8 protein-coding genes and 3 rRNA genes are annotated in these 14,083 nt (G+C 42.6%); 6 read left to right on the top strand and 5 right to left on the bottom strand.

Annotated features, from left to right (window positions below):
- Positions 1-123: 123 nt before the first annotated feature.
- A complete protein-coding gene (locus IPF37_02920) occupies positions 124-1,314 on the top strand; it encodes a hypothetical protein (protein ID QQR49768.1) in 1,191 nt (396 codons plus the stop codon).
- 82 nt (positions 1,315-1,396) lie between these two features.
- Here the strand turns inward: IPF37_02920 and IPF37_02915 are convergent, their stop codons facing one another.
- The 5 genes from IPF37_02915 to IPF37_02895 form a co-directional block, all read right to left on the bottom strand.
- A complete protein-coding gene (locus IPF37_02915) occupies positions 1,397-2,116 on the bottom strand; it encodes a hypothetical protein (protein QQR49767.1) in 720 nt (239 codons plus the stop codon).
- A 228-nt stretch (positions 2,117-2,344) separates the two neighbouring features.
- Complete coding sequence (gene ndk / locus IPF37_02910) at positions 2,345-2,752, bottom strand: nucleoside-diphosphate kinase (protein ID QQR49845.1); 408 nt, start codon at positions 2,750-2,752, stop codon at positions 2,345-2,347.
- Between the two features lie 139 nt (positions 2,753-2,891).
- Positions 2,892-4,745, bottom strand: coding sequence for a 30S ribosomal protein S1 (locus tag IPF37_02905; protein ID QQR49766.1), 1,854 nt, complete (start codon positions 4,743-4,745; stop codon positions 2,892-2,894).
- Between the two features lie 132 nt (positions 4,746-4,877).
- Positions 4,878-5,882, bottom strand: a complete 1,005-nt coding sequence (locus IPF37_02900; protein QQR49765.1) for a PilN domain-containing protein — start codon at positions 5,880-5,882, stop codon at positions 4,878-4,880.
- An 11-nt stretch (positions 5,883-5,893) separates the two neighbouring features.
- A complete protein-coding gene (locus IPF37_02895) occupies positions 5,894-7,015 on the bottom strand; it encodes a carbohydrate kinase family protein (protein QQR49764.1) in 1,122 nt (373 codons plus the stop codon).
- A gap of 645 nt (positions 7,016-7,660) precedes the next feature.
- Here IPF37_02895 and IPF37_02890 point away from each other — a divergent pair.
- From IPF37_02890 to IPF37_02870, 5 genes are all read left to right on the top strand, one after another.
- Positions 7,661-9,203, top strand: a 16S ribosomal RNA gene (locus IPF37_02890).
- A gap of 224 nt (positions 9,204-9,427) precedes the next feature.
- Positions 9,428-12,435: ribosomal RNA gene (locus tag IPF37_02885) — 23S ribosomal RNA — on the top strand.
- Between the two features lie 198 nt (positions 12,436-12,633).
- A 5S ribosomal RNA gene (gene rrf / locus IPF37_02880) occupies positions 12,634-12,748 on the top strand.
- The 16S, 23S and 5S rRNA genes sit together here, the layout of an rRNA operon.
- A gap of 83 nt (positions 12,749-12,831) precedes the next feature.
- The gene (locus IPF37_02875; protein ID QQR49763.1) at positions 12,832-13,431 is read left to right on the top strand and encodes a hypothetical protein; all 600 of its coding nucleotides are present in this window, start codon (positions 12,832-12,834) and stop codon (positions 13,429-13,431) included.
- Entirely contained in the window at positions 13,400-14,080 is a 681-nt protein-coding gene (locus IPF37_02870; protein ID QQR49762.1) for a hypothetical protein, read from the top strand. Before IPF37_02875 ends, IPF37_02870 begins: the two co-directional genes overlap by 32 nt.
- Positions 14,081-14,083 lie beyond the last annotated feature (3 nt).

Below are 14,083 nucleotides of genomic sequence, written 5' to 3'. Positions count from 1 at the left end.
TAACTAAATCATTGCTTTTTTGTCCTATTTTTTTCTATTATTAAATTTAGGGCCAGCCTTGTAGTCTGGTTGTAAATTTGATTTTTAGAAAATATGGTAAATGAGAGCAAAGGAGATATGATTATGAAAAAACTGTGGAAGGGTGGCTTACTAATTCTGTTGGTGGCCTTTTTTGCCGCTGATTGTACGGCTCGACGTGGGGGCGGTGGTCGAGGTTCTCATAGCGGGGGTGGCCGTTCTCATTCATCTAGCTCCGGGCGAAGGTCTTCGAGCGGGAGTTTTTCACGCCGCTCAGGTGGGTCGAGCCCATCTCATTCTCATCGTCGCTCAGGCGGGCGCTCTTCGAGTAGGCGTTCGTTGAGCAGAAGTGGGACAGTAAGATCTGCGAGAGCCAGCGGTTCTGGCCGTAGTTATTCTCGATCTTCAAGAGTGAGTGGAAGTTCGCGAGCTGGCTGGCGTCGTTCGGCTGGATCCGGTTATCATCGCCGTTCTTCGTTGTTTTCGCACCATCGATATCGATCATATTATTGGAACAGACCACTTGGCTTGTGGGGCTGGGGACTTTTGGGGTCAGGGTGGAGTTACTTTGATCCGTTCTATGGTTTCTATTACCCAGGTTATGGTTATTACTATTGTGGTGGGGTTGGCTTTTTTGTGCCTCATGCACGCTTCGGTTATCGCTATGGTTATTGGACGTATCCATTTGCAGATCTTACGTATACCGTTTATGTTGCAGATCAGTCTGATCGAGAAATTGTTTTAAGTAACGGAACGCAAAGCGATTTGTACTTTGCTTTTTATTATCAAGATAGTAATGGTACGTACGTTCGTGATGGTATTCCTCGTTTACTTGAGCGTATTGATACTGGACAGAGTTATGTTCCGCGTGCTCGTCGCGGCATGAGTCGCTTTGTTATCATGTCGCATAATGACGGTGATCTTGGTCGAGAAATAGCGCCAGAAGCTGCACAACGTTTAACAACACGAAGTCTTGATGTTGGCAGTGGGCGTCTTATGCTTAAAGCGATCGAAGATAACAATACACGCTTAACGCGCTTGATTGATTTGACAGAAGAAGAGCTTAATAAAATTGACGAAATACAAAAACGCATTCAAGAAGATAAAGACTATCTTAAGCAAGCAGAGAAAGAATATGAGCAACGCAAGGGTTCTAGTGATTTTTCACATGACTCAGAAGGCCGAGGATCTGATGATCAGCCTCGCAAGTATCGCAAAGCTATAGAGCGTGAATTAAGCGATAATGAGCGTGAGTTTGTGGATTTGTCTAGACAAGAAGATGATGACGGCTGGTAATCCAAACCCGTTGCTAAGTTTTGATTAAAAAGAGAGGGCTGCTTTAAAAAGTGGCCCTTTCTTTTTTTCTAGAGTTTACTAGTTAGTTGTTTTTGCTGTATTGTGGCTCATGTTCGCTGTCTATTACAATGCGTCCATGATCGTATGTAAAGCTTTCAAAGTTGCCAACCTTTTGTCGCTTAAGTTCGTGTGGAATACACAAGAGCCAGCGTGCCACCAGCGTATCGTGCAGCTCAGAATGTGATGGATTATTGGTAGCTGCTCGTGCGGCATCTTTAAGCGTAATCGAAAGATTTGCAATGCGTTCATGCGCAGGTAGCGTGCGCTGGAAAAGGCCAAGTACTGGCTGGATTAAATCGCCTTCAGAATAAAAATTATAAACATGCTCGATGGCGTTCATGCTGGGCATAAATGTTTGGCAGTCGATTGGGGTGCCCAGCAAGTAGGCCGCTTGAATGAGATAATTTTTGGGGCTGCGCCATTGGCGCCCAGATATCTCAAGCATGGTTTTTATGTGCATTAATGCCGTGCAAAATAAGCTAAGTAGGCACGGTTCAAGCGTTCGCGTAGTTGGCGTTAAGCTCAACAAAAAATTAGTCTCAAAAGTGCTGGTTGTTGCTGTGTTGAGTAGTTGGCTGGCGATATTTATAACGTTGCCGCCATGGCTATGACCTACCATTATAATTTGTTCAGTTGGTGGGTAGCTTAAAATCAGCTGGGCAAGGTTTTTACCGCTGGTGATGATGGTACTTGTGGTTGGCGTGCCTGGCCAGCAGAATGCTATCGTTTTGTGATTGAGCATGCGGGCTTGTTTTTCAAGTTCGCTAAAAAAATCACCGTTTGGTTGATACCATTGTTCTTTGTTGGCAAATGAGCCGTGAACAATAATAACAAGGCTATTGAGATTGAGAGTTAATAAGCAGCAGTATGAGAGAAAGATTAAAAGCTTACGTATGGTTAATCCTATCTGCTTGATTATCGAAAAATATGAGCAACAAAAAAGGGCCGGAATTTCCGGCCCTTTTTTTAATTAACTTAATTCAGGAAAGAAGAGAGCGAGTTCTTGTTTTGCTGTTTCTGGAGCATCAGATCCATGTGTAGCATTTTCGCCAACGTTGCCACCGTAAAGCTTACGGAGGGTGTTGTCTGCTGCTTGCGCAGGGTTGGTAGCGCCCATAAGATCGCGCCATGCTTTTACGGCATTTTCTTTAGCAAGAGCTATGACAATGACAGGGCCAGATGTCATGAATTTTACTAATTCACCGAAGAAAGGACGTTCTTTATGAACAGCATAAAAGCTTTTAGCTTGATCTTGAGACATGTTGATTTTTTTCATGCCAACAATTTCGAAACCTTCTTGTTCAATGCGGTCGATGATTTTTCCGCTGAAGTGCTTTTTTACTGCATCAGGCTTAATAATTGCAAAAGTAAGTTCCATGTTTGTTGCTTTCTTTGCCGATTGGTTATGATGATCAGAGGCGGTTTTAAACAACGTACACCCTGCAAGTGCTAACACAACAGGAAGGCACAGTACTAAGAACTTTTTCATGATCATCATAACCTTTCGTTAAATAACGTTATTCTTTAGAATTATCGTCTTTTTGCATATGCTTTTCAAGCGCTTGTTGCAACGAACTCTTCATAACAGATTGCTGTTGAGCTGGCTGTTGTGTTTGTTGTTGCTTTTCTTTACGAGGAGCTTGTTGCTCTGCTGCTGCAGCTGCTTTTTTCGCTTGGATTTTTTCAACTGCTGCTTCTTCGCGTTGCTCTTCTTCAGTTGGCGCGCTCTTTACCTTTTCAGGCTTCAAGCTTAAGCCAAGCTTACGCTCTTCTGGGCTGACCTTGATAATTCTAAATTCTTTGGTTTCGCCAACTTTGATAATGTCTTCAACCTTTTGAACATCGCCTTCTGAAAGTTCAGAAATATGTACAAGGCCTTCAATGCCGGTAGGAAGCTTAATGAATGCGCCAAAGTTGGTAATTTTTGACACGGTTCCTTGAATCGTGCTGCCAACTTTGTACTGGCTTTCTACGGTTGTCCATGGATCATTTTCAAGTTGTTTGATGCCCAAAGAAACCTTGCGGTTGTCTGGATCGATTGACAAAATGACTGCATCAACCATTGCGCTTTTTTGATAACGTTCACTTGGATGTGAAACATGATCAGTCCAGGAGATGTCTGAGATGTGCACAAGGCCATCAACGCCATCAAGCAATTGTACGAAAAGACCAAAATCGGTGATGTTGGTAATTTTACCATGAATCTTGTCGCCGACTTTGAATTTGTCTGCAACGGTTTTCCATGGATCTTCGTTAAGTTGCTTAATGCTCAAAGACATTCTGCGGTTGTCTTTATCAAGAGCAACGACCAATGCTTCAATTTCTTGTCCAACATGGAAATAACGTGACAGATTGTTGATACGTTCTGTCCATGAAATTTCTGAAATATGAACAAGACCTTCAACGCCTTTTTCAACTTCAATGAAAAGACCGTAGTCGGTGATGCTTGAGATTTTGCCTTTGATTTTACTGTGCAATGGATATTGCTGAGCAACATGTTCCCATGGGTTTGGCGTTAATTGCTTCATGCCCAATGAGATTTTTTCATGCATCTTGTCAAATGAAATAACTTTAACGGTGATGGTGTCGCCGATTCTAACCATTTCACTTGGGTGTGCTATGCGGCCCCATGACATGTCGGTAATGTGGAGCAAGCCATCAATTCCGCCAACGTCAACGAATACGCCGTAGCTGGTGATATTTTTAACAATACCTTGTAAGATTTGATCTTCTTGAATTGTTTCAAGAGCTTTTTTCTTGTCTTCGAAGCGTTGTTCTTCAATGTATTTTCTACGTGAGATAATAACGTTACCGCGCTTTTTGTTAACTTTAAGAATTTTGCAGGTAACTTCTTGACCAACAAATTGATCAAAATCAGTAACACGTTGAATGTCGATTTGTGATCCTGGCAAGAACGCAGGGATCCCAACGTCAACGCTCAAGCCACCCTTAACTTTATGGGTAACAACGCCGCGTACTGGTTGGTCAGATGTTGCCAATTCAGTGATATTGTCCCAAGCCTTAAGCGCTTTAGCTTTTTGGTATGACAATACAACGCAACCGCCTTCATCTTCAAGACGATCAAGAAGTACATCAATTTCTGTACCTGATTGAAGGCCTTTAAGTTCGTAGTCTGAAAATTCGTACTGAGGAATCAGTCCGTCAGACTTGTAGTCGATATTAACAAGCACGCCATTGCTTTCTTTTGCAATAACTTTACCTTTAATAACTTTACCAACTTTGAACTTATTTGAAATATCATCATAAAGTTCAGTAAGTTCGGTTTTTTGCACGTCACTGAGTTGAAACTCATCTTCAATGAGCTCAGCACTCCAGCGAGAAGAAATCATTTTCTGATTGTCTCTGATCATGATAATCCTGAATCAACACAACAGCAGTAAAAAGGCAGAAGCCTTTTTGAAGCAGCTATATGGGTTAAAGGTTATACTTATACAACAAATAATACGATCTCAAGGGTATCAAAAAACAAGCCCCTTGGCAACTTAGACCTTGAGGGTGGCTGAAAGTTTGAAAAAGTAGCATTTCCTACTTTTGGCAGGAGTTTTCTTGACCATTTTGATGGTGGCAGGTTCAACTTCTTTGATAGAGGGCATTTTTTGTAATTGAGCTCTAAAGGCAGTAATTGCTTTGAGTGATCGGCTGTTGCCCTGCATGGTCATGGTATAGGCAGTGGCAGCTGGCTTTTTTGTGCTTTTTATTGCGAGATGGTTTTTGATGGCTGATGCGTTGAGTGACTCAATCCAACAATTTGGTGGAATAGCATGAGAAAGCTGTTTCAAAAAAGTACTAAATTGAAAAGGGGTTTTCGTTGGGTTGAGCATCGTGAGGCGCTTGGCAAGCTCTTCTTCGGATTGTTTAACCTGATTAAGTTGCTGGATGTTCTGTTCGAGTTTTTGTGTGGTTACTTGGATTTGTTCGTTGGTGCTGGTGGTTGTTTGTAAATCTTGTTTCAATATTGAGCTGATTGAATGAAGTGCTAAAAGTATAACGCCTGCAGTTGCGCACGTTGAGCCAAGCCACCAGGTTGGTCCGTGTTGATTATAATGTTTGAATGGTGTGAGTAGATCTGGATGGCTTGCAAGGGTAGTGTAAAGTATTGATTTTTTGTTGAGCTCCAACGGCGGTGTAACAAGAGCAAGAAGTTTGATGGGAGTTTTGACGGTGAACAGCGCCGTTTGTAGTGTTGTTAATTGTTGCAATGCTGGGGTATGAGTAGCTAAGTCTGCAAAGCACATGATTGTCTTTGGCCTGATAAGGCCGTGTTGGGTGGTAAATTGGCTGATGAGTTGCGCAAGGGTCGTTGGGTTGTAGATGATGCCATTCATAATGACCGTTGATTCTAAGGGGAGGACAACTTGTTTTTTGATGTACAACGTATGGTTTTTTTTCCTGAAGAGAATGCAAGCAACTTCTTTTTCGCTCAATTGTAGGTAGAGTAGATTTGAGCGTTGTCTGAAGCGTTTAAAAATAGTTGCTAAATAATTCATTATGATTGATTTTAGGTAAGAGTGTAATGTTGTAACAGGTTTGGATCCAGCTGAGCTGCTTGTGTTTCTAGTTCTTTATCATTTAAGATATCATTTTTGGCGCCAATTTTTGTTAAAACAGACGCGCTATTCAAAACGCCGTGTCTGAGTGCATCGTAGGGCGCAAAGCCTTTTTTTAAGCTGGCAACAAAGCAGGAGCCAAAAGCATCGCCTGCGCCAACGGGGTCGACTACTTTGATTGGTATGCTTGGATGGAAGTAAACATCATTTTGTGTTGCGACATATACGCCGTTTGCGCCGTTGGTAATGACAACAATGCGGGGGCCCATGCTTAAGATTTCTTTAAAGAATTTTTTTGCGCTAAAACAGGTGCCATCATATACCACCGGGTTGGTGAGTAGGTAGGGTTCTTCGTTGCAGGTAGTGGTTGAGCAAATGATTGGCGCGTGCGTTTCCAATATTTTTTTATAAGTTTCGTCTGTTTGCACTAAAGAAAGCATAAATTTGCGTGCTTCGTTGGCATTAAGAATGAGTGTTTCCACAAAGGGAAGTGATTCCCGCAATGTTTGTATGCCTTGCGACAGTTGACTGCCTCCTGGATTTATGGCGACAGGTTTTTTGTTTTCATGAGCAAAGCGTACGATTTCTGGCAGCAGGGTTGCTGAATCTTTACTTAATGATGTTATGTATAATTGATCGCATTGTTTGATGGCGTCAAAAGGTATGTTCTCGTGCTTGAGAAATGCATTGGCGCCGCGATGGACAAAGATCGTTCGTTCATTTTGGAGCGATTTAATGATAAACGAAGATCCCGTTGGTTGTTCTGAGGTTTGTTGGATAAGGCTGGTGTTGATTCCGCGTTGTGCCAAGTCGTCAATAATCATGCGGCCGGCGCTATCGGTACCAACTTGGCAAAAGCATGAAACATCAAAGCCGCGGAGTTTAAATGATGCGGCAGAGTTAGTGGCGCCGCCGCCGGTTAAGTACAAAAGTTGGTCAATGCCGATCTTTTCGCCTGTTTCGAAGAGCATAAAGGTTTGCGATGCTGTTTTTTTGTTAATGATCATATAATCAGCGCCTGCGTAATCAAGGTAGATATCCTGGGTTGCGCCGCCTATGGTTAAGATATTCATAGATAAATTCCTTTTAGATGGTACTAGAGAAGACTTGATTAGTGTAAGCGTATGATTTTTAAGATGCAAGAATATTGGTTTATGAGGCCTAAAAAGCCCTATTTTCCTTCAAAATATGCTGTTTTGAGACCCTTGATAAAAGAAGGCTTAAAAAGAAGTGTCAAAAGTACCCATTTTTTGAGGTGTTTTCTAGTGCTCCTTTCCTTATATATAATATACGCCTAGAAGATCCTGTTTTTGAGAGACCAAAAGAGGTTTTCAGGTGGATGCTTTTTTGAGGGGTTATTTGAGATGTTTTCGCGACTGATTTTATAACTTTTTTAAAAATATTTTTAAAAAAGTTTGAATATAATAGTTTTGTATCTTCGAAAACATCGACCCAGTCGACGTTTTAAGAAAATAAAAAAATATTTAAATATTTTGTAAAAAAAGCTTGCTAACTCAAAAAGAAAAAAGTATAATACTTCTACAATCAAGGAAATGAGATGAAACGAACGAAGTTAAGACACATTGAAATTTAGATTCCTGATTGAAAGAATAACTAAAGAAAATTTGAACTATCTTTGAAATGTACGAAACGACGTCCGCATAAAGATAGGTAATTAAAAGATTACCTCTGAGTGCAATGACCTTGTGTCAATTTTTGATACGGAGAGTTTGATTCTGGCTCAGAATAAACGCTGGCGGTGTGCTTAACACATGCAAGTCGAACGAGAAAATTCCTTCGGGGATGAGTACAGTGGCGAACGGGTGAGTAACACGTGAGAATCTGCCCATTAGTGGAGAATATCTTCGAGAAATCGAAGTTAATACTGCATAAGTCCAGCTTGCTGGAGAAAGACGGCCTCTTTGCTGTCGCTGATGGATGAGCTTGCGTCCTATTAGTTAGTTGGTGAGGTAAAGGCTCACCAAGACGATGATGGGTAGCCGGCCTGAGAGGGTGTACGGCCACATTGGGACTGAGATACGGCCCAAACTCCTACGGGAGGCAGCAGTGGGGAATATTGCGCAATGGGGGAAACCCTGACGCAGCGACACCGCGTGGAGGATGAAGGTTTTAGGATCGTAAACTCCTGTTAAGTGGGAAGAAAGAACAGTATCTAATACATACTGGAGATGACGGTACCACTAGAGAAAGCACCGGCTAACTTCGTGCCAGCAGCCGCGGTAATACGAAGGGTGCAAGCGTTATTCGGAATCACTGGGCGTAAAGAGCGCGTAGGCGGCTTATTAAGTTGGTTGTTAAATCCCTTGGCTCAACCAAGGAACTGCGATCAAAACTGATTTGCTAGAGGATAAGAGAGAGAAGTGGAATTCTCGGAGTAGCGGTAAAATGCGTAGATCTCGAGAGGAACACCGGTTGCGAAGGCGGCTTCTTGGCTTATTCCTGACGCTGAGGTGCGAAAGCGTGGGGAGCAAACAGGATTAGATACCCTGGTAGTCCACGCCGTAAACGATGATCACTAGATGTTGGTAATGCTTAGCATTATCAGTGTCGAAGCTAACGCGTTAAGTGATCCGCCTGAGTAGTACGGTCGCAAGACTAAAACTCAAAGAAATTGACGGGGGTCCGCACAAGCGGTGGAACATGTGGTTTAATTCGACACTACGCGAGGAACCTTACCTAGGCTTGACATGTAATTGTTACTGGTAGAAATATCGGGTTCTATGGAAACATAGACTGTTACACAGGTGCTGCATGGCTGTCGTCAGCTCGTGTCGTGAGATGTTGGGTTAAGTCCTTTAACGAGCGCAACCCTTGCCATCAGTTGCTCATCCTTCGGGGTAGCACTCTGGTGGGACTGCCTTGGAAACAAGGAGGAAGGTGGAGATGACGTCAAGTCAGTATGGCCCTTATGCCTGGGGCTACACACGTGTTACAATGGCAAGTACAACGGGCTGCAATACCGCGAGGTGGAGCAAATCCTTCAAAACTTGTCTAAGTTCGGATTGGAGTCTGCAATTCGACTCCATGAAGTTGAAATCGCTAGTAATCGCGTATCAGAACGACGCGGTGAATACGTTCTCGGACCTTGTACACACCGCCCGTCACACCATGAGAGTCGCCAGCACCCAAAACTGTCTTAGCTAACCTGTAAAGGAGGCGGTCAGTAAAGGTGAGGGGATGATTGGGGTGAAGTCGTAACAAGGTAGCCGTAGGAGAACCTGCGGCTGGATCACCTCCTTTCGAAGGAGATAAAGATCTATAAGATCTTAAGGTGTTATTTAATATAGAAATAAATGCAAGTAGTTGCACTCAGAGGCATATTTTATAAAAGACGTTTCGTTTTGTGTGTTTAAAGAAGATAGTTAATAAAAAATTAAAGATCTTTGAAATATATAGTCTAACTGAATATCGAAAATACAAATTTGAGTTTACTCAAAAGACAGTAATTTTGTATGAGAGTTTGTAGATAATTGAAAAGAGCATTTGGTGAATGCCATGGTATCAGGAGGCGATGAAAGAAGTGGAAGGCTGCTGTAAGCCTCGGGGAGCTGCCAATCAAGCTTTGATCCGGGGATTTCTGAATGGGGAGACCCACCTAGGTGAAGCCTAGGTATCTTTATCTGAATACATAGGGTAAAGAGGCGAACGACGTGAACTGAAACATCTAAGTAGCGTCAGGAAAAGAAAACGAATGTGATTCCCTAAGTAGTGGTGAGCGAAACGGGAACAGCTTAAAACTTGTGCTGTGTAAGCCTGCATGCGTTGCAGTACAGGGGAAGCGAGATGTGATATCTGAACAATGCAGTTGTTCGGGTCAAGTAGTTAGCATATTTGAAGGCACTGGGAAGTGCGACCAAAGAAGGTTATAGTCCTGTAAGATAAATGCTAAAAGCGCTTGATAATTGCACTCTCAAGTATTACGGAGCACGTGAAATTCCGTGAGAATCTGCCCAGACCATTGGGTAAAGCTAAATACTACCTGATAACCGATAGTGAACGAGTACCGTGAGGGAAAGGTGAAAAGAACCCCGGGAGGGGAGTGAAATAGAACCTGAAACCAAATGCTTACAATCGGTGGAAGCACTATATACGAATGTGTGACCATGTACCTTTTGCATAATGGGCCAACGAGTTGCTCCTGCGTTGCAAGGTTAAGTCTGGAAAGGACGAAGCCGTAGCGAAAGCGAGTCTGAATAGGGCGTTTAGTAGCGTGGGGCAGACCCGAAACCTAGTGAGCTATCCATGAGCAAGGTGAAGTCTTGGTAAAACAAGATGGAGGCCTGAACCCGTGTGGGTTGAAAACTGCTGGGATGACTTGTGGATAGGAGTGAAAGGCTAATCAAACTGGGAGATAGCTGGTTCTTCTCGAAATATATTTAGGTATAGCCTCGTTTGATCGCAGATGGCGGTAAAGCACAGTTTTGGCTAGGGGACGCAAGTTTACCAAACCATTACTAACTCTGAATGTCGTCTGTTTACAGAACGGGAGTCAGACTGCGAGGGATAAGCTTCGTAGTCAAAAGGGAAACAGCCCAGACCATCAGCTAAGGTCCCAAAGTATTCATTAAGTGGTAAAAGATGTGGAAATACACAGACAGCCAGGAGGTTGGCTTAGAAGCAGTCATCCTTTAAAGAAAGCGTAATAGCTCACTGGTCAAGTGTTTTTGCGCTAAAACATGAACGGGGCTAAATGAATCACCGAAGCTATGGATTGCATCTTTGGATGCAGTGGTAGAGAAGCGTTCTTTTGTGGCAAGTTTGACCGTAAGGACAGATGGGGACAAAAGAAGTGAGCATGTTGGCATAAGTAACGAAAAAACAGGTGAAATTCCTGTTCGCCGAAAGCCCAAGGGTTCCGTGAGAAAGGTTCATCCACTCAGGGTTAGTCGATACTCTAAGCCGAGGCCAATTGGAGTAGGCGATGGGAAGCAGGCTAAATATTCCTGCACCACTTTTAGCGTTTGAGTGAAGGGGTGACGCAGAAAGATAGGTTGACGTGGGGTATGGTTTACCACGCTAAGCATTTAGGAGGATTTTGTAGGCAAATCCGCAAAATCATCACTCTGAGGTGTGACGGGCATATCAATTCTAAGTGAAGAGATATGTTCAGCTGATTCTCCGCTGACTAGAAAAACCTCTAGCGAGCAAAAAAGTGATCGTACCGCAAACCGACACAGGTGGGCGAGTTGAGAATACTAAGGCGTTGAGATAACTCTCATTCAGGAACTCGGCAAAATAGCCTCGTAACTTCGGGAGAAGAGGTGCCAATGTCGTCATCTTATGAGAGTAAGAGAAGCGATTGTTGGTTGCAATAAAGAGGTCCAAGCGACTGTTTAACAAAAACACAGGGCCATGCAAACTCGTAAGAGGAAGTATATGGTCTGACGCCTGCCCAGTGCTGGAAGGTTAACAGGAGATGTTAGTTCTTCGGAGCGAAGCATTGAATCGAAGCCCCAGTAAACGGCGGCCGTAACTATAACGGTCCTAAGGTAGCGAAATCCCTTGTCGGGTAAGTTCCGACCTGCATGAATGGCGTAACGACTTGGACGCTGTCTTGATGAGAGACTCAGTGAATTTGTAGTCCCAGTGAAAATGCTGGGTACCCGCGATAGGACGGAAAGACCCCGTGCACCTTTACTATAACTTGACATTGATTTTTGGATTGGCATGTGTAGGATAGGCGGGAGACGGTGAAGTCATGGCGCTAGCTGTGACAGAGTCAATGGTGAAATACCGCTCTTGTTCGTTTGAAAATCTAACTTTTTTCCGTAATCCGGAAGAAGGACATTGTCTGGTGGGTAGTTTGACTGGGGTGGTCGCCTCCCAAAATGTAACGGAGGCGTTCAAAGGTTCCCTCAAGGCGAATAGAAATCGTCTTTAGAGCGCAAAAGCATAAGGGAGCTTGACTGCGAGACATACAGGTCGAGCAGGTGCGAAAGCAGGATTTAGTGATCCAGTGGTTCCGCATGGAAGGGCCATTGCTAAACGGATAAAAGGTACGCCGGGGATAACAGGCTTATCTCCTCTAAGAGTCCATATCGACGAGGAGGTTTGGCACCTCGATGTCGGCTCATCGCATCCTGGGGCTGGAGAAGGTCCCAAGGGTTTGGCTGTTCGCCAATTAAAGCGGTACGTGAGCTGGGTTCAGACCGTCGTAAGACAGGTCGGTCCTTATCCATCGTGGGCGTAGGATATTTGAGAGAAGCTGTCCCTAGTACGAGAGGACCGGGATGGACAAACCTCTGGTGTTCCGGTTGTTTACCAAAAGCAAAGCCGGGTAGCTAGGTTTGGATGAGATAACCGCTGAAAGCATCTAAGTGGGAAACTCACCTCAAGATAAGATATCCCGTTTATGCAACTTCGGTTGCATAACATTAAGACCCCTTGAAGACTACGAGGTTGATAGGCTGGGTGTGTAAGCACAGTAATGTGTTGAGCTAACCAGTACTAATAGGTCGAACGTTTTATCTACGCTTTAATTAGTCTCATCATACAACTTTCTGTTTTTTGTCTTTTCGAATATTCAAATATGACTATGAAAATTATGCAAGCAACTTACGTCGCATCACGTTTTGCTACGAGTTGCTTGCATAATTTAAAATTATATATATAATTATATGTATAAGATCTTTAAAAAAATTATGAAATATATAAAAATTTTACAAAATTTCCTGGTGGCAATAGTGCTGGGGTAACACCTGTTCCCATTCCGAATACAGAAGTGAAGACCATCACGCCGAAAATACTTGTTTGGAGACGAACCGGAAAAATAGGTACTGCCAGGTTTAATTCAAAGCCGCTAACTGCAAAGTTAGCGGCTTTTTTGTTGGGCAAAATTTAAGCAGCCATTATTGACAGGAGTTTATCTATGAAAAAATTACTCAATATGGATCTCTCTTATTCCATGGGTCGTTCTTATTCTTCGGATAATACAGAACAACTATCTGAAGAGCAGCGTGAAGATCTTGACATTTTGGTACGTAGTTGTATGAGCGAAAAAGTAGTATTATGCGATGATGGCAGGGTGCTTATATTTGCCGACCCAGCAGCTTGGGGATCTGTTTTTTCGTCTGCTATTTTTTTAGGAATTGCTGCTTTGTTTGCTTTATATCGGTTTCCAAAGGAAAAAGAAGCAAGTATTATTTTTGGTTCTGGTTTTTTCTTGGTCGGTAGTGCTTGGTGTGCTTTTGATGCTATTAAAAACTTAAAGAAAAAAAATAAAAAAACGCCATGGCTTGTGCTTGATAAAGAGCAGATTATGATTGGTGAAGCTGCAGTAAGTTGGGATGCTGTGGCAAATACCGTATGCGAAACCAAAACAAATAAGAATGGTTCCGTTACTAATTCTGTGGTGCACTTGAACAATAAAAAAGGTGTTCCCATGGTAACAATAAACGCCCTTGATTTGCCTATCGACGTTAAGAGATTTTGTAAATTTGTTAGTTATTATCTTAGTATTCAAAAATAACAAAAAACAGGAGTGTATCTATGAAAAAATTACTTTACAGTGCTTTTTTTGTTGTTCAATTAATGCAGAAGTGTCTGCTCAGGATTCAAAAAAACAAGAAGATGATTTTAAAGTTTTTATACGCGACTTTGGTAGCACAAAAGTAAGGCTGAGTGATGATGGCAAGGTACTTGTATTTGCTGATCCATCGGTTGTTTTGCCGGTAATCAGTAGCGTGACTCTAGGATTGCTGACAGGTGCGGGATTTTCTCAACTGGTTAATATTGCTTATCGTGAGTGTTTCAAAAATAAAAAAAATGCAGCGCTGATTTTGCTGATTCCCACGGGGCTTGGGTTAGCTTTCACAATTTATGCGACGCTTGATTTAATGAAAAAAATAGAAAGAAAAAACAAAAAAACGGCGTGGCTTACGCTCGATAATAATCAGATAGCGATTGACGACGATGGTGCGGTATCGTTTTTAAATTGGTGTGATATTGCCGATACCTACTGGGAAACGGTTACTCGAAATGGCATTACCTGTCGATCACTGGTTGAATTTAGAAATAAAAAAGACGTTACTCTTCGTACACTTGATGGTATGTATTTACCTATTGAACCAAAAGAATTTTGTAAGCTCATTGATTATTATCTTAGTATTCAAGATTAACAA

This window comes from bacterium (assembly GCA_016699045.1).
In the GTDB taxonomy this organism is placed as follows: domain Bacteria; phylum Babelota; class Babeliae; order Babelales; family RVW-14; genus AaIE-18.
This window is presented reverse-complemented; position numbering and strand designations above follow the sequence as displayed.

Excerpts from the sequence above, each read along its gene's own strand:
- IPF37_02895 (QQR49764.1), bottom strand. The coding sequence starts at position 7,015 with ATGAATATCTTAACCATAGGCGGCGCAACCCAGGATATCTACCTTGAT.
- IPF37_02920 (QQR49768.1), top strand. The coding sequence starts at position 124 with ATGAAAAAACTGTGGAAGGGTGGCTTACTAATTCTGTTGGTGGCCTTT.
- IPF37_02900 (QQR49765.1), bottom strand. The coding sequence starts at position 5,882 with ATGAATTATTTAGCAACTATTTTTAAACGCTTCAGACAACGCTCAAAT.
- IPF37_02905 (QQR49766.1), bottom strand. The coding sequence starts at position 4,745 with ATGATCAGAGACAATCAGAAAATGATTTCTTCTCGCTGGAGTGCTGAG.
- IPF37_02915 (QQR49767.1), bottom strand. The coding sequence starts at position 2,116 with ATGCTCAATCACAAAACGATAGCATTCTGCTGGCCAGGCACGCCAACC.
- ndk (QQR49845.1), bottom strand. The coding sequence starts at position 2,752 with ATGGAACTTACTTTTGCAATTATTAAGCCTGATGCAGTAAAAAAGCAC.
- IPF37_02875 (QQR49763.1), top strand. The coding sequence starts at position 12,832 with ATGAAAAAATTACTCAATATGGATCTCTCTTATTCCATGGGTCGTTCT.